Source organism: Corynebacterium glyciniphilum AJ 3170 (genome assembly GCF_007673095.1).
Taxonomy (GTDB): domain Bacteria; phylum Actinomycetota; class Actinomycetes; order Mycobacteriales; family Mycobacteriaceae; genus Corynebacterium.
In genome coordinates this window covers 153,242-170,803 of record NZ_VDYZ01000009.1, presented here as the reverse complement: position 1 = coordinate 170,803, position 17,562 = coordinate 153,242, and the positions used below count along the sequence as shown (strand labels likewise).

13 protein-coding genes and 1 pseudogene are annotated in these 17,562 nt (G+C 67.6%); 10 read left to right on the top strand and 4 right to left on the bottom strand.

All coding sequences use genetic code 11. The features are described 5' to 3' along the window. The 3 genes and pseudogenes from FS507_RS10530 to purT all read left to right on the top strand — a co-directional run. A partial coding sequence (locus tag FS507_RS10530; RefSeq protein WP_145942723.1) for a MerR family transcriptional regulator occupies positions 1–849 on the top strand: 849 nt, incomplete at its 5' end. A 76-nt stretch (positions 850–925) separates the two neighbouring features. Then, a complete protein-coding gene (locus tag FS507_RS10525; protein WP_145942722.1) occupies positions 926–1,879 on the top strand; it encodes a TauD/TfdA dioxygenase family protein in 954 nt (317 codons plus the stop codon). A gap of 45 nt (positions 1,880–1,924) precedes the next feature. After that, a pseudogene (gene purT / locus FS507_RS10520) lies at positions 1,925–3,200 on the top strand (formate-dependent phosphoribosylglycinamide formyltransferase). Between the two features lie 6 nt (positions 3,201–3,206). On the opposite strand, the gene FS507_RS10515 reads toward purT, so the two are convergent. The 4 genes from FS507_RS10515 to FS507_RS10500 all read right to left on the bottom strand — a co-directional run bounded on the left by FS507_RS10515 (position 3,207) and on the right by FS507_RS10500 (position 7,318). Continuing rightward, positions 3,207–4,031, bottom strand: a complete 825-nt coding sequence (locus tag FS507_RS10515) for a hypothetical protein (protein WP_260853312.1) — start codon at positions 4,029–4,031, stop codon at positions 3,207–3,209. 96 nt (positions 4,032–4,127) lie between these two features. Beyond that, on the bottom strand, positions 4,128–5,060 hold the full coding sequence (trhO, locus tag FS507_RS10510) for an oxygen-dependent tRNA uridine(34) hydroxylase TrhO (protein WP_145942721.1): 933 nt from the start codon (positions 5,058–5,060) through the stop codon (positions 4,128–4,130). Positions 5,061–5,140: 80 nt separating this feature from the next. Further along, the gene (locus FS507_RS10505; protein ID WP_145942720.1) at positions 5,141–5,710 is read right to left on the bottom strand and encodes a GNAT family N-acetyltransferase; all 570 of its coding nucleotides are present in this window, start codon (positions 5,708–5,710) and stop codon (positions 5,141–5,143) included. A gap of 177 nt (positions 5,711–5,887) precedes the next feature. Then, positions 5,888–7,318: an FAD-dependent oxidoreductase gene (locus FS507_RS10500; protein ID WP_145942719.1), complete on the bottom strand. Its 1,431-nt coding sequence runs from the start codon at positions 7,316–7,318 to the stop codon at positions 5,888–5,890. A gap of 1,258 nt (positions 7,319–8,576) precedes the next feature. Here FS507_RS10500 and FS507_RS10490 point away from each other — a divergent pair. From FS507_RS10490 to FS507_RS10460, 7 genes are all read left to right on the top strand, one after another. Beyond that, positions 8,577–10,289, top strand: a complete 1,713-nt coding sequence (locus FS507_RS10490; protein ID WP_145942749.1) for a nitrite/sulfite reductase — start codon at positions 8,577–8,579, stop codon at positions 10,287–10,289. A 24-nt stretch (positions 10,290–10,313) separates the two neighbouring features. Continuing rightward, positions 10,314–10,508 carry a hypothetical protein gene (locus FS507_RS10485; RefSeq protein ID WP_075816335.1) on the top strand — a complete coding sequence of 65 codons (195 nt, stop codon included), beginning with the start codon at positions 10,314–10,316 and terminating at the stop codon, positions 10,506–10,508. 65 nt (positions 10,509–10,573) lie between these two features. Then, on the top strand, positions 10,574–12,223 hold the full coding sequence (locus FS507_RS10480) for an ABC transporter transmembrane domain-containing protein (protein ID WP_145942718.1): 1,650 nt from the start codon (positions 10,574–10,576) through the stop codon (positions 12,221–12,223). Next, positions 12,220–14,052 (top strand): ABC transporter ATP-binding protein, encoded by a 1,833-nt coding sequence (locus tag FS507_RS10475; protein WP_145942717.1) that lies wholly within the window; start codon positions 12,220–12,222, stop codon positions 14,050–14,052. Before FS507_RS10480 ends, FS507_RS10475 begins: the two co-directional genes overlap by 4 nt. Positions 14,053–14,425: 373 nt before the next feature. Further along, on the top strand, positions 14,426–15,271 hold the full coding sequence (locus FS507_RS10470; protein ID WP_145942716.1) for a phosphoadenylyl-sulfate reductase: 846 nt from the start codon (positions 14,426–14,428) through the stop codon (positions 15,269–15,271). Beyond that, on the top strand, positions 15,253–16,197 hold the full coding sequence (gene cysD / locus FS507_RS10465; protein WP_186314642.1) for a sulfate adenylyltransferase subunit CysD: 945 nt from the start codon (positions 15,253–15,255) through the stop codon (positions 16,195–16,197). The genes FS507_RS10470 and cysD overlap by 19 nt, the downstream gene beginning before the upstream one ends. Next, a complete protein-coding gene (locus FS507_RS10460; protein WP_145942714.1) occupies positions 16,197–17,552 on the top strand; it encodes a sulfate adenylyltransferase subunit 1 in 1,356 nt (451 codons plus the stop codon). The genes cysD and FS507_RS10460 overlap by 1 nt, the downstream gene beginning before the upstream one ends. Positions 17,553–17,562: the final 10 nt, after the last annotated feature.

Genomic DNA, 17,562 nt, shown 5'->3' with positions numbered 1-17,562 from the left:
CATCCTTCCAGGCCCACCCCACGGCAAGCCAGATCAGATGTCAACTACTCGCGCAGCAGTCCCGACACAGAACTCACCGTCAGTCAGGCTGCCGAGTATCTTGGTGTCACCGTGCGCACCCTGCATCACTGGGACGCCAAAGGGCTGCTGGTCCCGCAGGTGCGGACGTGGTCGGACTACCGCATCTACACCTCCGACGACCTGGCCCGTGGTCAGCGCATCCTCGTCTACCGGGAGTCCGGCGTCCCGCTCGTAGAGATCACCGATCTGCTTGACGGTGGAGACGAACGCACCCACCTGCTGCGCCAGCGGGAGATGCTGCTGGAGCGTCGCGACGGGGTGGAACGCATGCTCACTGCCGTGGAGGAGCTGCTCGCCGAGGCGAAGTCCGGGGTGTACACCGGCCCGGTGCCACCCGACCGGGTCCGGGAGATCCTCGGTCCGGACTGGGATCCGGACTACCAGCGCGAGGCCGAGGAGCGCTGGGGTGACACCACCGAGTGGGCGCACTCCCAGGAGATCATCTCGCAGATGGGGGAGGACGACTGGCGCGCGGTCCGTGCGGAGGGTGATGCTTTCGCCCGGGCCCTCGCCGAAGCCCATGGGCGCGGCGTCGTGCCGGGTTCGGAGGAGGGCAATGCGTTGGCGGAGCGGCAACGCCGATCGATCTCGCGGTGGTACGAGGTGTCGCACGACCGGCACGTCATTCTGTCGACGATGTATGTCGGCGACGACAGGTTCCGGACGAACTGGACCGTGGACGGTGACGACCACACGGACTATCTCGTGGAGCTGATCCGTGCGAACGCCGCCGGTCACGGGGTGGACCTGGACAGTCCCAGGTGGTGAGCCGGGTGGCCTGCCCATTCGGCTCACGCTGAAGGGAAAGGGTGCGGAGTGGGGTGTGGTGTGCGACGCTGTCGCCATGACACAGAAGCAGACAGATCAGTCTATTGAACTCAGCCGCCTCTCCCACAATGTCGGCGCGACAATCGAGGGCCTGCGTCTGGGCGGAGACCTGGCCCCGGAGACCGTCGAGTGGATCCGCACCGAGCTGGCGCTCCACAAGGTCCTCATCATCCGCGGACAGCAGCACCTCACCGATGACGACCAGTACGCTTTCGCCAGCCTGCTGGGTACACCGACGCTCGCGCACCCCACCGTGGTCTCCCACGGCCAAGACAACCTGATTCTCGAGGGAGCGGCGAATGCATGGCACACCGACGTGTCCTTCGTCGACCGTGTCCCGAAGATCTCGGTCCTGCGGGCCGTGGAACTCCCCGGTTACGGCGGGGCGACCGAATGGGCGAACACCGTCGCGGCCTATGAACGCCTCCCCGAGCCGTTGCGGGACCTGGCGGACGCCCTGTGGGCCGTCCACACCAACGACTACGACTACGCCTCAGCCAAGCGGCCGGAAGCCCCGGACGTCACCGACTCCAGTGGGTTCTCCTACGCGGAGTTCACCCGGGTCCGGTTCGAGACCGAGCACCCTGTGGTCCACGTGCACCCCGCCACGGGCGAGCGTTCGCTGCTGCTCGGCCAGTTCGTGTCCCGGATCAGCGGGCTGCGTGAGGACGAGTCGCGGGACCTGATCCGACTGTTCCAGGCCAGAATCCTGTCCCCGGACAACACCGTACGGTGGCACTGGGAGGAGGGGGACGTCGCCATCTGGGACAACCTCGCCACCCAGCATTACGGTGTGGCGGATTTCGGCGACCAGCGCCGCAGGAACCACCGTGTCACGGTGGCCGGGCCGGTCCCTGTCAGTGTGTCCGGCCAGCGTTCGCGCGTCATCACCGGGGACGCCTCGGCGTATTCGGTGGTCGACGACGGCGGTCGCCTGGCGAACTACCCGGGAAACCTGGCGGTTGCCTGACTGGACTGTCTGTCGGACGTGGGGAGGCTGGTAGCGTCTTGACCCATGTACACGCCTGACGTCATCGGTACACCCCTTGCGCCCAATGCCACGAAGGTCCTGTTGCTGGGATCCGGCGAGCTCGGCAGGGAGGTGACCATCGCCCTGCAGCGCTACGGGGTGGAGGTCCATGCCGCGGACCGTTACGAGGGGGCACCGGCGCACCATGTCGCCGATGTCCACCACACCATCGACATGACCGACCCCACCGCCGTGCGTGCCCTGGTTGACGAGATCCGTCCGGATTTCATCGTCCCGGAGATCGAGGCACTGGCTACCGACGCCCTGCAGGATGCGGAGGACGAAGGCCTGGCCACCGTCATCCCCACTGCGCGGGCCACACGGTTGACGATGAACCGTGAGGGCATCCGTACCCTGGCGGACCGTGATCTGGGACTGCCGAACTCCCGCCACGTCTTCGCCTCGTCCTACGACGAGTTCCTCGAGGGGGTCCGCCGGATCGGCATGCCCTGCGTGGTCAAGCCGGTGATGAGCTCCTCGGGGAAGGGGCAGTCTTACGTCCGTTCCGAGGACGACCTCCGCCGTTCCTGGGAGTATGCGATGAGCGGTGGGCGGGTGTCGTCGGGACGGGTGATCATCGAGCAGTTCGTGCCGTTCGACTACGAGATCACCCTGCTCACCGTGCGGTCGGTGGACCCGGATTCCGGCGAGGACGCGACCTGGTTCTGTGAGCCCATCGGCCACCGGCAGGACCGGGGAGACTACGTGGAGTCCTGGCAGCCCGCGCAGATGACGACGGCGGCGCTCGAGTCCGCACGCTCGGTCGCCGCGCGTATCACCGGTGCCCTGGGGGGGACGTGGCGTGTTCGGGGTGGAGCTCTTCGTGAAGGGTGACGACGTGTACTTCTCCGAGGTCAGTCCCCGGCCGCACGACACCGGCATGGTGACGATGGGTTCCCAGCGCTTCAGCGAGTTCGACCTGCACGCCCGTGCGATCCTCGGGCTGCCGATCGACACCACGCTGATTTCCCCGGGTGCGTCGGCGGTGATCTACGGCGGTGTGGACAGCGGCGAGTCCGCTGCGGCTCCGACCTACTCCGGACTGGCGGAGGCGCTGACGGTGCCGGAGACCGAGGTCCGGATCTTCGGCAAACCGGTCAGTCGTGAACGCCGCAGGATGGGTGTGGCCTTCTCGACGGCCGAGACCGTGGACATCGCGAGGGAACGGGCCACTGAGGCAGCGTCGACGGTGACGGTCGGTGTCGACGACACGGCCGCCCCGACCGTCACTCCGGACAGTGGCAGGTGGGGACGCTCCTGAGGGGCGTCACTCGTTGTCGAAGATGACTTCGGCCTCGACCTGCACCAGCCATCCCTCGACGGGCTGCTCGGCCACGCCCACCGTGACCACCGTCGGCTTGGTGGGGTTGGTTTCCCCGGAATAGCGGGAGTCGTCCTCGGAATCATCGCCGGGCTCGCCGGTCGTGTCGGTCGGCTCGTCGGACGGAGACGACGGAGGGGCGTCACTGTCCGAGCTGTCCGAGGGCGCTGCGGAGGATGAGGGTTCGGACGTCGTTGAGGTGGTGGCCGGGCTCGTCTCCGCGGTCAACGTGACCGCCGACGTGCCCGTCAGGAGTGAGTCCCCGGTCAAGGGGTCGAGGTTGGCGAAGAACGTCCGGTAGGCGCGATTCCAGCCGTCGAAGTCAGCTCCGTCGGCGTTACCGTCGGTGCCGCCCTCGGGGCTGAGGTAGACCCGCAGTGTCGCGACCTCGGAGATACGGCGATCTTCCTCCTGCACCATGTCGGCGAGCTTCTGGAGGACCTGGAGCGACTGGGCCTCGGTGACCGTCATACGCTCGGGCAACTCCCCGTCCTCGAGCAGTGCGGGGTCGACGAACTCCATCGGGGTGCCGGGCTCGGCGTCGTCATTGAGGGAGTCCGGGCCGGTACCGGACGTCCGCCACAGATCGGCGCTGCCCGGTGCGGAGAGTGCGAGAGCACGGTCCGCTGTGCCGTCGTCCTCGGTGGTGGTGAACACGGTCTCGAAGGAGCAGGCCGACGCTCCGAACAGGAGCGAGGTGCCGGCGCCGACGGCCAGCACGGCGCGGCTCGTCCGGCTCCGGACGCGTGCGGAAACGGGGATGCGGGTCATGGGGGGATGCTCCTGCTGAAAGGTCACGATGTGTCGCGCACAAGTATTCTCGCACCGACTCTACGGTCCGGTCACTGTGAGAGGGCACACGCCCCGTCAGGAGACGACGGTGGCGCACGCCGGCTTTCCGCAGTGGGCGGTGGACGGTGTGTCCGCGCATGTCTCGCACAGCAGGATCATCTCCCGGCACTCGCCGTTGGCGCAGTTGTGGAAGGTGCTGGTGGCGGTGCCGCAGTGCACGCAGGTTCCGAGCGTGGTGGCGTCCTCGCTGAACTCCATGTGCATCCTCTTGTCGAAGACGTACAGGGAACCCTCCCACAGCCCGGAGTCGCCGAACTGTTCGCCGTAACGGACGATGCCACCGTCGATCTGGTAGACGTCGGTGAACCCCCGGTTGCGCATCAACGAGCTCAGGACCTCGCACCGGATGCCGCCGGTGCAGTAGGTGACCACGGTACGGTCCTTGAGGTCGTCGTACGTGCCGGACTCCAGTTCGTGCAGGAAGTCGTGGGTGGTGTCGACGTCGGGGACCACCGCGCCCTTGAACCTGCCGATCTGGGCTTCCATGGCGTTGCGTCCGTCGAAGAAGACGACGTCGTCGCCTGTGCCACGCTTCTGCTCGACAAGGTCGTTGACCTCGGTGGGGGAGAGGTGGGTGCCGCCGCCGACGACGCCGTGTTCATCGACACGGAGTTCCTCTGCGGCACCGAAGCTGACGATCTCGTCGCGGACCTTCACCGACAGTTTCGGGAAGTCCGCCGCGGAACCGGCGGACCACTTGAACTCCATGTCGTGGAATCCGGGGTACTCGCGGGTCCGGCGGATGTACTGCTTGACCGCGGTGAGTGATCCGCCGACGGTGCCGTTGATCCCGTGGGGGCTGATGATGATCCGGCCGCGCAGAGCGAGGGACTCGCACAGGGTGCGTTGCCACAGCATGACCGCCGTCGGGTCCGCGACCGGGGTGAAGCGGTAGTACAGGAGGATGCGTGTCTCTGAGTTCGTGCCTTTGGTGCTCTTGGTACCCACCCGGGACACTCTATCGGGCACCGGCGCCGATAACGCCCTCGGCGCCCTCCGTGCCCCCTTCCCCTGCTTCTGGGCTGATCTCAGTCGAGCGTGAGGTGCATTTCCTGGTGCTCGATGCCTTCAACCATGAACGGCTCGTCGGTGGCCTCGAAGCCGTAGGACTTGTAGAAGGGCATCAGGTAGGTCTGCGCCTCGATCTTCACGGTGGTCTTCTGGACGTTGGGGTCCAGTGCCGCAGCCCGCCCGCGGATGACCTCGAGAGCGTCATCCACCAGCTTCGAGGCGATGCCGAAACCACGGAAATCAGGGTGGACGCAGAGCCGTCCGATGTGCTGCTCCTCCGGCGGGCCGAAGACGCGGAGGGTGCCGACCAGTCGCAGCGGGGAACCCGGGTCCGGGAGGCCCCACGGGTAGTCCGGGCCGGAACCGGGGTGGACGTACGCCAGGAGCTGATGGGTGCCCGGATCAACGTCGGTGTCGTCGATCTCGGCGAAGCTGGCGCGTTGCTCGTTGACGAAGACGTCCACCCTCAGTTTGTAGAGGGCGTGGACCTGCTGGGGCTGCATGTTCAGCACCTGCTTGCCCGTGAGATGGACCTCGGGCGCTTCAGCGGCGGGGTTGCGGCCTGCGGTGTTCGTGGTGTCGCTCATGACCCTAAGGATAACGGTATGAGTGCAATGAATCACCAAAAAGCGAAGAAAATTCCGACTTTTACCCGGGAACTTAAAAAACCCCGGCGACCTGGGGTTCTGCCGGGGCATTCGAAAAAGTATCTCGCGAATTATAATTTCTCCGTGTGAATTACGGCGCTATTCGCGAGTTCAGCACTACGCTTTCACGCGGGCTTCTCCGGAGGAGTAGTGCACCATCTCCTCGTGGGAGCGCACCTTCTTGCGCTCGCGTCCTTCGGCTTCGCCCAGGCTGCGCTCGTGGGCGTCGAGGTTGTACCAACCTTCCCAGGTGGTGTAGTCGATGTCGCGGGAGTGCAGGAGTTCGATGACGTCGTCCTCGCCCGGGGCCTCGGGGCCGAAGCCGATGCCGGCGTCGTAGTCGGCCAACAGGTTGGCGACGGCCTCGTTCGCGTCGCCCTTGGTGTTGCCGATCAGGCCGACGGGACCGCGACGGACCCAGCCGGTGGCGTAGACCCCGGGCAGGGTCTCGCGCAGCTCCGCCTCCGGGTCCGCCGAGCCGGGGACGCCGGCGATGCCGTCGGCGGTGGGTCCCTCGGTCAGGACGCGGCCACCGACGTTGGGCAGCACGTTCTCCCTGCTGTCCCAGGGGAGGTCGTTCTGCTCGTCGGACTTGTAGCCCACGGCGCGGTACACCTGACCGACGTTCCACTCGGTCAGTGCGCCGGTGGAGCGGACACCGCCGTTGCCGTCGAGCTCGGTGCGCTCGGTGACCAGGGCGGTTACCTTTCCGTTGTCGTCGGTGCGGACTTCCACGGGGGACTCGAAGAAGTGCAGGTAGAGCTTGTGGGGAGCGTCCTTGGGCTCGGCGACGGCGTAGTTCTCCAGGATGGTGCAGACCTGGTCGGTGATTTTGGAGTTGTGCCGGGCGTTCTCGGACCCCTCGTCGTAGTCGATGTCCTCCGGATTGACGACGACCTCGATGGTGTCGGAGTGGTTGAGCTCCTTGAGTTCCAGCGGGGTGAACTTCGCCTGGGCCGGACCGCGGCGTCCGAAGACGTGCACTTCCTTGGCCTTGTTGTTCTTCAGGGACTCGTAGACGTTGTCGGGGATCTCGGTGACGAGCAGTTCATCACCGGTCTTCGCCAGTACGCGGGCGATGTCGAGGCCGACGTTGCCGACACCGATGACCGCGACGGATTCGGCGTCGACGTTCCAGGAGTCCTCGAAATGCGGGTTGGCGTCGTAGAAGCCCACGAACCTGCCGGCGCCGAGGGTGTGCTCGCCGCCGGGGATGTTCAGGTCCCGGTCGTCGGTGGCGCCGGTGGCGTAGATGACCGCGTCGTAGTGCTTCTTGAGGTCGTCGAGGGTGATGTCCTCACCGACGTTGACGTTGCCGAGCAGGCGAATCTGGGGCTTGTCCATGACCTTGTGGAGGGCCTTGATGATGCCCTTGATCCGCGGGTGGTCGGGGGCGACGCCGTACCGGATGAGTCCGAAGGGGGCCGCCATCTTCTCGTAGAGGTCGATGGAGACGTCCTTGCCGGACTTCATCAGGGCATCGGAGGCGTAGATTCCGGCCGGGCCGGATCCGATGACGGCGACGCGCAGCGGGCGGTTGTCAGACATGAATGCGTTGGTCCAATCCGTGGTTGGCGGTTTCGTGCGGCAGCTCGGCGGCCGGGCAGGGGTGGTCTCCTGTGTACGTTAGTCTGCCCTGGGTCGATCCGAAAGTGTCAGGACGGCGCAGGTGAGAACGGTCACGCACACGTGTGACCGAATGTCAGGGACAGACTATAGACCACTCGGTCTGGAAACTGCAAGGGGTCGACGGTGAAGTCCCTCGTCAGCGTGGGTGAGTATCTCCTACGTTGTGTCTGCGGACAGACCGGTCTAGTCTGGGGCGACACCTCAGGACCAGACCAAGCGGTCTGTACGGCCGGTGTCCTGACCGGCTCCAGCGTTCCTCGGTCCCGCGACAGCGGGCGCGGGACCATCGACGACCAGGAAGATCAGGAGAAGAGAAGGTATGACCACGGCGACCGACGAACTGCCCATCACTACTGAAGCTGCAGGTACGCCCGCCGACGCGTCGGCGAAGACCGCAGAGACCACAGCGGCCGAGTCGACCACCGGCGACCCGGTGGCTGACGCGCAGGCCAGGGTCGACGAGGCCACTGCGGACACCGAGGCCGCGGAGGCTGCCGCAGAGGCGGCCCCCGACGACAAGAAACTCGCCGCCGCGGCGCGTCGCGCACGTGCGGCGCAGAAGAAGGCCGCACGCGCCCTGAAGAAGGCCAGGGAGGCTGCCGAGTCAGCGGACACACAGGACACACAGGAGCCTCAGGTCACAACCGACGCCAACGCCAACGCCGACGCCGGCAGTACGGAGGGCACTGCAGCTGCTGCGGCTCCGACGTCACTGCAGGACGCACTGTCGTTGATCCGTGCCGGCGCCTCCGTACTTGCGGTGGCGGCAGGTTCCGCGGAGGCGGCGGCTGCCGCCGAGCCCGGCGACACGAAGCTCGCCGACGCGGCGAAGGACACCCGCTCGGCCGAGCAGCAGGCGGCACAGGCGGTGCGTTCTGTCGAGTCCGTCCTGGGGGTCGAGAGCGCAGACGGGTCAGACGCACCGGCCACGGAGGAAGTCTCCGCGCCCGATGCAGCTGCCGACACGCCTGCGGCACCGGAGGACCCCGCCGTGACGGCCGCGCGTGAGGAGCTGGCACGTGTGGAGGCTGAGCAGGCGGAGCTCGCCGCCGCCACCAAGGACGCTGAAGCAGCGGCCGACGCCGACCCCGACAACAAGGACCTGTTCTCGGCGGCGCGGAAGGCCCGCTGGAATGAGCTCAAGGCAGGCAAGGCCGTCCAGAAGGCGGCCAAGGCGCTGGAGGAGGCCGAGGAGGCCGCACCGCCGCCCTCGCGGGAACTCACTGACGAGGAGAAGGCGGACCGCGCCGCCCCGAAGCCTCAGGGGCAGTGGCTCATCGACGGCAAGAAGCCGCTGAACAACGACGAGCGCATCAAGCAGGACGACGCCGGCCTCGCCGTCGCCGACCGCGTCCGCGAGATCTACGCCAAGCAGGGCTTCGACTCGATTCCCGCCGAGGACCTCGCGCCGCGCTTCAAGTGGATCGGCATGTACACCCAGCGCCGCCAGGACATGGACGGCGAGCAGACCAGCCTGCTGTCCAACGCTGAACTCCAGGACCGTTACTTCATGATGCGCATCCGGTTGGACGGCGGCATGATGAGCAGCGAGCAGATGCGTGTCATCGGCGGCATCTCGTCCGACTTCGCCCGTGGCACCGCGGACTTCACTGACCGGCAGAACATCCAGCTCCACTGGATCCGGATCGAGGACGTCCCCGAGATCTGGGACCGGTTGGCCTCGGTCAACCTGGACACCTTCTTCGGCTGCGGTGACGTGCCGCGTGTCATCCTCGGCTCACCGGTCGCCGGTATCGCCAAGGACGAGATCATCGACGCGTCCCCGGCGATCAGGGAGATCAAGGAGAACTGGCTCACCCGCGACGAGTTCGCGAACCTGCCGCGTAAGTTCAAGTCGGGCATCTCCGGGTCGGTCCGCCAGGACATCACCCACGAGATCCAGGACATCTCCTTCATCGGCTCCGAGCACCCGGAGAAGGGCCCGGGCTTCGACGTCTGGGTCGGCGGTGGACTGTCCACCAACCCGATGCTCGCCCAGCGTCTCGGCGCCTGGGTGTCGATCGAGGAGGTCCCTGAGGTCTGGTGCGGGGTGGTCCGCATCTTCCGTGACTACGGCTACCGCAAACTGCGCAACCGGGCACGGTTGAAGTTCCTCGTCGCCGACTGGGGCATCGAGAAGTTCCGTCGCATCCTGGAGGACGACTACCTCGGTCGGAAGCTCACCGACGGTCCGGAGCCGGAGGTCTTCCCCGGGTACCGTGACCACGTCGGCGTGCACGAGCAGCGGGACGGACGGTTCTACGTCGGTGTGAAGCCCACCGTCGGGCACACCGAGGGCGACCAGCTGCAGCGGCTCGCTGACCTGGCAGAGGCCCACGGTGTCACCGACCTGCGTACCACCCCGGACAAGGAGCTGATCTTCCTCAACGTGGAGGCCGACGCCGTCGACGGCCTGCTCGACGCCCTCGACGCCGAGGGGATGTCCGCCCGGCCCTCGTCCTTCCGCCGCGACATCATCTCCTGCACCGGCCTGGAGTTCTGCAAGCTGGCCCTGGTGACCACCAAGCAGCGTGCGATCACCCTGACCGACCAGCTGGAGGAGCGTCTGGGGGACCTGGACGTCCCGTTGAAGATCAGTCTCAACGGCTGCCCGAACGCGTGCGCGCGGACCCAGGTCGCCGACATCGGGCTGAAGGGCCAGATCGTCACGGACGACGACGGCAACCGGGTGGAGGGCTTCCAGGTCCACCTCGGCGGCGCCGTCGGCATGCACCCGGACTTCGGCAAGAAGCTGCGCGGCCACAAGGTCACCTCCGCCGAGCTGGACGACTACATCGTCCGCGTGGTGGAGAACTACAAGGACCAGCGGGCCGAGGGCGAGCAGTTCCGTGACTGGGTGCTGCGTGCCGACGAGGCCGTCCTGCAGTAGGCGGGCACACCATGGACGAGACAAATGGATGACACGAACTCCCGGATCCCCGGGAAGAGCGCACACCCCAACCCGAGGAGGGCCACCGTCATGAACTGCCCCTACTGCACGTCAGAGAACCTGTTCCCGGACAGTGAGACCGACAACGCCTGGCAGTGCCGTGACTGCTGCCGGGTCTTCTCGGTGAAGCTGCACGGGCACATCGACCGCGGCGTCTGAGCCGGTCTCCAGGTCACACCGAGCAGATATAGGGCACCCTTGCCCGTCCTGTAGGCTCAACCGTCATGGCGGGAGATGCGGAGACAGACGGTACCGGGCGCGACACGATCAGATCCGGTCTCCTCCGCAGCTTCCCCTCGAAACTCCCGGACCCCGCCGACCGCCGCTGGCTGCTGAAGCTCGCCGTCGCCCAGCGTCCGGTCCAGCTCATCGCCTCTATCGGGATGCTGGTGGGGTTCATCTGCAACGCCACCACATCCATCGTGGTGGGACGTGCCATCGACGACGCCGTCGCCACCGGGCGGTGGAACCGGCTGGCACTGTGGGTCGCCCTGCTGGCAGGACTGTTCCTGCTCAATGCCGTGGCGGTCTGGCTGGCGCGGCGGTACACGGAGATCACCCTCCAACAGCTCAGCCATGACCTGCGCACCACGGTCACCGACCGGATCCAGGACCCGCGGGGGATCAGCAGTGCCGACGGACGGGAACGTACCGCCGGCGGGCTGCTGTCGATCGCGAGCACCGACGCGAACAAGGCCGCGGAGATCGTGGTGATGACGGTCTTCCCGATCGCCGAACTCGGCTCGATCCTCTACGTCGCCGTCGTGGTGCTGTCGATCCACTGGCAGCTCGGTCTCGCCGTGCTGGTCGGGGCACCTCTGGTCGTGGCCCTGTCGGTGCGCGCCGCACGCCCGCTGCGTGGCCGGGCCCAGGCTCGCCAGCAGGCTCTGGCACAGGCGGCGGCCGTCGCCGCGGACGCGGTCCAGGGCCTGCGGATCGTCAAGGGCCTCGGTGTGGTGCGCACCATGCGCCGCCGGTACCACGGCTACTCGTCCAGGGCCCTGGACGCGACGGTTCGGGCCAACGCCGCCGAAGCACGGTTGACGATGGTCACCGAGTCCGTGGGGGCGATCTACGTTGTCGCCATCGGTGTGACAGCCGGATGGATCGCCCTGCACGACGGTCTGAGCGTGGGCCAGCTGATCACCGTCGTGGGCCTGTCGCAGTATGTCGTCGTGCCGATGACGATGCTGGGACGCAACTTCGCCACCCGTGTGGCGATCTCGTCGGCGTCGGGTCGCCGCGTGCAGGAGGTTCTCACCTCTCCGTACGCCACGCCGGACGAAGCGTCGGACGCGACGACGGATGCGGTGCTGGCGGCGTTGCCTGCCGGGGTCACCGTCGTGCGGGGGAACGGCGGTGGGAGCGACCCGTCAGACCTGACGTCGGCACTGCTCCGGCTGCCGCGCCACCGCGTGACCGTGGCCCCGCACGGGGCGGACCTCTTCGACGGTCCGTTGCGGGACAACGTCCACCCGGACCCGACGGTGGCCGTGCACGCCCTCGAGGTCGCCGACTGCTCCGACATCCCCGGGGGACCGGAACGGTCCGTGGGGGAGGGGGGACGGCGGTTGTCCGGTGGCCAGCGGCAGCGTGTCGCCCTGGCGCGTGCCATCGCGGCGGACCCGGAACTGCTGGTGTTGAGCGATCCGACCACCGCGGTGGACTCGGTCACCGAACAGCACATCGCCGAGCGTGTCGCGGCGCTCTACGCCGGGGACGGTCGTCCCGGGCACCGGGTCCTGGTCATCAGCGACGCACCTGCCTGGCATGTCGCCGCGGAGCATGAACTCACCCACGCCGAGTTCGCCGCCCTCGTCGGACGTGTCGATCTGACACCCGCGTCCGCCGCGACCGGGGAGGAGCAGCGATGAGAGCCGCGTCCCTGACAAGTCCGAAGACCGACGGTGGGGACGGCCCCGTCCGGACCTTCCCCCTGGCCACCTGGGCCCAGGCCCGGCGGGAGGTCGCGGCCCAGGCGCGGAAGGTCCCGCGGGCCCGTCGGCAGGCGCTCATCGCGTTCCTGCTGCTGGCGGTCGGCTCGACCTGCACCGTGACCGTCCCCCGCCTGCTGGGACGCATCGTGGACATCGTGTCCTCGGCAGCGGGGCAGGCAGCGGGGCAGCTGGCGCAGGCGGAGACTGACCTCTGGCGTACCGCCGGACTGATGGTCGTCGTCGCCGTCAGTGCCGGAGTGTTCAACGGTGCCGGCTACTTCATCCTCGCCCGCCTGTCCGAGCGGCTGATCGCGAACCTGCGTGAGGAGATGGTCGGCACCGCGCTCGGGCTGCCCATGCACTCGGTCGAGGACGCCGGCACCGGCGATGTCGTCAGCCGGTCCACCGATGACGTCGCCCAGGTGTCGGCGGCGATCATGGAGGCGTTGCCGATCCTGTCGGGCGCGGTGTTCGTTATCGGGGCCACGGCGGTCAGCCTGGTGACGGTGGACTGGCGCTTCCTGCTGATCATCCTGGTGGTGTCGCCGGTGTACTGGCTGGCGGCCCGGTCCTACCTGCGTCGCGCACCGGCGCTGTACGCCGCGGAGCGGGCGTCGATGGGGTTGCGGGCACGGCGCGTCCTGGAGGCCATCCACGGCCGTGCCACGGTGCGGGCCTTCCGTATGGAGGACGAGATGCACGAACGCATCGCGGACTCCTCCCGCCAGGTCATGACCAATGCGGTCAACGCCAACCGGGTCATGGTCGTGCTGATGAACAAGATGCTCATCGCTGAGCTGGTGATGCTGGCGACGGCGATCGTCCTCGGATTCGTGCTGGTCGACAACGGTGTCCTCCGCGTCGGTGCGGTGACGGCCGCGACGCTGATGCTCATCCGGGTGCGCGGACCGTTGCAGCAGATCATGCGGGTGCTCGACGTCGCGCAGTCCGGTTACGCCTCCCTGGCCCGCATCGTGGGTGTCACGGTGGATCCGCCCCGACCGGTGCCGGACGCCGGGGCACCTGAGCCACGTGGCGAGGTACGCCTGGACGGGGTGGACTTCCGCTACGGGGACGACTCCTGGGCGGTGGAGAACGTCAGTTTCACCATCGAGCCGGGGCGGACCGTCGCCCTCGTCGGGTCGTCCGGCGCGGGCAAGACCACGGTGGCGACGCTGCTCGCCGGGCTCCGGGAACCCACCGCCGGGACGGTGACGGTGGACGGGGTCCCGGTGACCGCCCTGTCCGACGATGAGCGTGCCGCCCGGCTGGCCCTGGTGTCGCAGGAGGTGCACACCTTCTCCGGCACACTGCGGGACGATCTTGGCCTCGCGGTGGACTCAGAGATCTCCGACGGTGAGCTGGTCGAGGCACTCGGCGATGTCGGGGCGCTCGACTGGTTCCGGCGGCTGCCGGACGGCCTGGACACCGTGGTCGGTGCGCGGGGGTTGGTGCCGGACCCGGTGGTCGCCCAGCAGATCGCGTTGGCCCGGGTCCTGCTGCGGGATCCGCGGGTCGTCGTCCTCGATGAGGCGACGGCGGAGGCCGGGTCGGCGGGCGCCCAGGCGCTGGAGGCGGCGGCCCGTCGCCTGACGGAGGGGAGGACGGCACTGACGGTGGCGCACCGTCTGGACCAGGCACGCCTCGCCGACGAGGTGCTGGTCATGGAGGACGGCAGGATCGTGGAGCAGGGGACCCACGATGACCTCGTCGACGCCGGGGGACGCTATGCACGGCTGTGGGAGGTCTGGTCGCGCGGGAGGTAGATACCTCGACGGCGGGGGTGAGGTGGGCCGGGATGCGTGCGCGCGTACCGGATCGGCCGCATCAGTGACGGCAGATCACTGATTCCGGTACGCGCCCATGCACCGCAGCTTTCACCGCGAATGGAACCCGGTGCCGCGTGGTGCCGGGGTGCGCCCGAGGGGTCGTTGCAGACCTCTCGGTCTAGAGAATAAATGCGCCACCACCAGCATAGACAAACATAGTTTGTGTCCATACACGATATTCTGGTTGCTCAGGGGTGGTCTCTGCTCTAGTCTGGTGACTCATACCGCAGACCGACCGGTCTGTTGGGCGCCGGTCGGAACGTGACGACGACAGCCCGACACCGTAATCCCCGACTGAAGAAGAGCAGGAATGACGAACACAGGACCAGACGTCGGATTCGCGACGCTCACCGGCCTGATCGGCGCTTCCGGCGTCTCCGGCGTCTCGGGAACACAGGACGCCCCGGACCTCACCGACCCCGAGGTGAGCCCCCCTGACGCGCCGACGACCACGACACCGCTCAGTGAAGAACAGACCGCGGCGCACCGCGCCCTCGTCGACGAATGGAACGGCAAGCTTGAGGGCGCCAGTGCCGAAGAGATCCTCGACTGGGTCAACCAGCACGTCACCGGCACCGTCGCGGTGACGATGTCGATGCAGGACACCGTCCTGGCGGAACTGACCGAAGGCCGTGTCCACGACGCCGAGATGGTCTTCCTCGACACCGGCTACCACTTCGACGAGACCCTCGACGTGGCCCGCGACGTCGACGAGCGGTACACCCTGCCGCTACGCACCGTCGAACCCGTCTACCCGGTGAAGAAGCAGGACGAGGTCTACGGCCGCGACCTGTACAAGCGCAACCCCACGGCCTGCTGCCGTATGCGCAAGGTCGAGCCCCTCGCCCGGATGCTCAACCCCTACGAGGCATGGATCTCGGGTGTGAAGCGGGTCGACAGCGAGCTGCGCAAGGACACCCCGATCCTCGACGTCGACCGCACCGGTCGACTGAAGATCAACCCCATCGCCGCGTGGACCGACCAGGACGTCGAGGACTACATCCACGACCACGACCTGATCATCCACCCGCTGACCACGCAGGGCTACCCGTCCATCGGCTGTGCCACCTGCACGATGCCGGTCGCCCCCGGCGAAGACCCCCGTTCCGGCCGTTGGGCCAACTCCTCCAAGACAGAATGCGGACTCCACCTGTGACTACTGCGACAGAACGCCCCACACCCAGCGCCCAGCTCAGCCCCCACCTGGCCAGCCTCGAGGCGGAGGCCATCGAGATCCTCCGTGAGGTCGCCGGCCAGTTCGAACGTCCTGCCCTGCTGTTCTCCGGCGGGAAGGACTCGGTCGTCGTCCTGGAACTGGCCAAGCGCGCCTTCGCGCCCGCCGCCGTGCCGTTCGAGCTGGTGCACGTCGACACGGGCCACAACTTCCCGGAGGTCATCGAGTTCCGTGACCGAGTCGCCGCGGACCCCCGCATCAGCCTGCACGTCGCCCACGTGCAGGACTGGATCGACTCCGGCGCGATCCAGGAGCGTCCCGACGGGACCCGTAACCCGCTGCAGACCGTCCCGCTGGTCGAGACGATCCAGGACCGCGGGTACGACGCCGTCCTCGGCGGGGCCCGCCGCGACGAGGAGAAGGCCCGCGCCAAGGAGCGCGTCTTCTCCGTGCGCGACTCCTTCGGCGGATGGAACCCGCGACGGCAGCGTCCGGAACTGTGGGGTCTCTACAACGGACGTCACCAGGCCGGTGAGAACATCCGCGTGTTCCCGATCTCGAACTGGACCGAGGCAGACATCTGGGACTACCTACGGGACCGTGACGTCGAGATCCCCGGGATCTACTACTCCCACGACCGTGAGGTCTTCAACCGCGGCGGCATGTGGCTGACCGCCGGTGAGTGGGGTGGGCCGGCCGAGGGCGAGACCGTCGAGACGAAGACGGTGCGCTACCGCACCGTCGGCGACATGTCCTGCACCGGTGCAGTCCTCTCGGACGCGGCCACCATCGACGAGGTCATCGACGAGATCCGCCTGTCCACCACCACCGAACGTGGCGCCACCCGTGCCGACGACAAACTCTCCGAGTCCTCGATGGAGGACCGCAAGAAGGAAGGCTACTTCTGATGACTGCACCGACTGCACCGACTGCACCGACTGCCACACTGGAGGCTCCCGTGAGCGACGCAGAGACTCCGGGCACCGTCCCCACCCTGCGGCTGTGCACCGCCGGTTCCGTCGACGACGGAAAGTCCACCTTCGTCGGACGCCTGCTGTACGACACCAAGTCCATCCTCGCCGACCAGTATGAGGCGGTGGAACGGGTCTCGACCGCCAAAGGCCTGGAGAACCCGGACCTCTCCCTGCTGGTCGACGGATTGCGCGCGGAGCGGGAACAGGGCATCACCATTGACGTGGCCTACCGCTACTTCGCCACGGACAAGCGGTCCTTCATCCTCGCCGACTGCCCGGGCCATGTCCAGTACACCCGGAACACCGTCACCGGCCTGTCGACCTCTGACCTGGTCATCGTGCTCATCGACGCCCGGAACGGCGTCATCGAACAGACCCGTCGTCACCTCACCGTCGCCGCGATGATGAAGACCTCGCACGTCGTCGTCGCCGTGAACAAGATCGACGCCGTCGACTTCGACGAGGGGGTCTTCCGCTCGATCACCTCCGAGGTCCGGACCCTGGCCGAGGAACTCGGCCTGCCGAAGATCGACGTCGTGCCGACCTCCGCGCTGCTCGGGGACAACGTCGTCTCACCGTCGGAGAACACCCCCTGGTACGGCGGGCCGACCGTCCTCGACATCCTGGAGAACGCCCGCCCGGCCCGTATCAACGCCGGCAAGGTCCGCGGACTGCGTTTCCCCGTGCAGGTCGTCATCCGCGACCACGCCACGGACTACCGCGGCTACGCAGGACGGTTGACCTCCGGTTCGATCGCCGTCGGTGACCAGGTCACCGTCGGTGGCCGGGACGGTCGGACGACCACGGTCGTCGGCATCGACGGCCCGGCCGGTGAACAGGGCCGAGCCGAGCGCGGTGAGTCCGTGACGCTACGGCTGGCCGACGACATCGACATCTCCCGTGGCGACCTCATCGCCTCCGAGGTGGAGGGTGATCCGGCTCCCGTCCCGTCCACCTCGGCCACCGCGCTGGTGTTCCAGCTTGCCGAGACCCCGGTGAAACTGCGGGGTAACGTCCTGCTGCGCTACGGGTCCGCCACCGTGCGTGCGCGGGTCGACGAGATCATCAGCCGCGTCCACATCCTCGACGAGAACGAGACCGGCGAGGACGGGGACCTGGGTACCGAACTCGCGCTCAACGACATCGCCGAGGTGCGCGTGACGGTCGCCGAGCCGCTCCCGTTCGAGGCCTACCGCCGTGGCGGGCGCGTCGGGTCCTTCCTGCTGATCAACCCCGGTACCGGTGACACGCTCACCGCAGGGCTGGTCACCGGGGATACCCAGGCCTGAGACCCGGAAG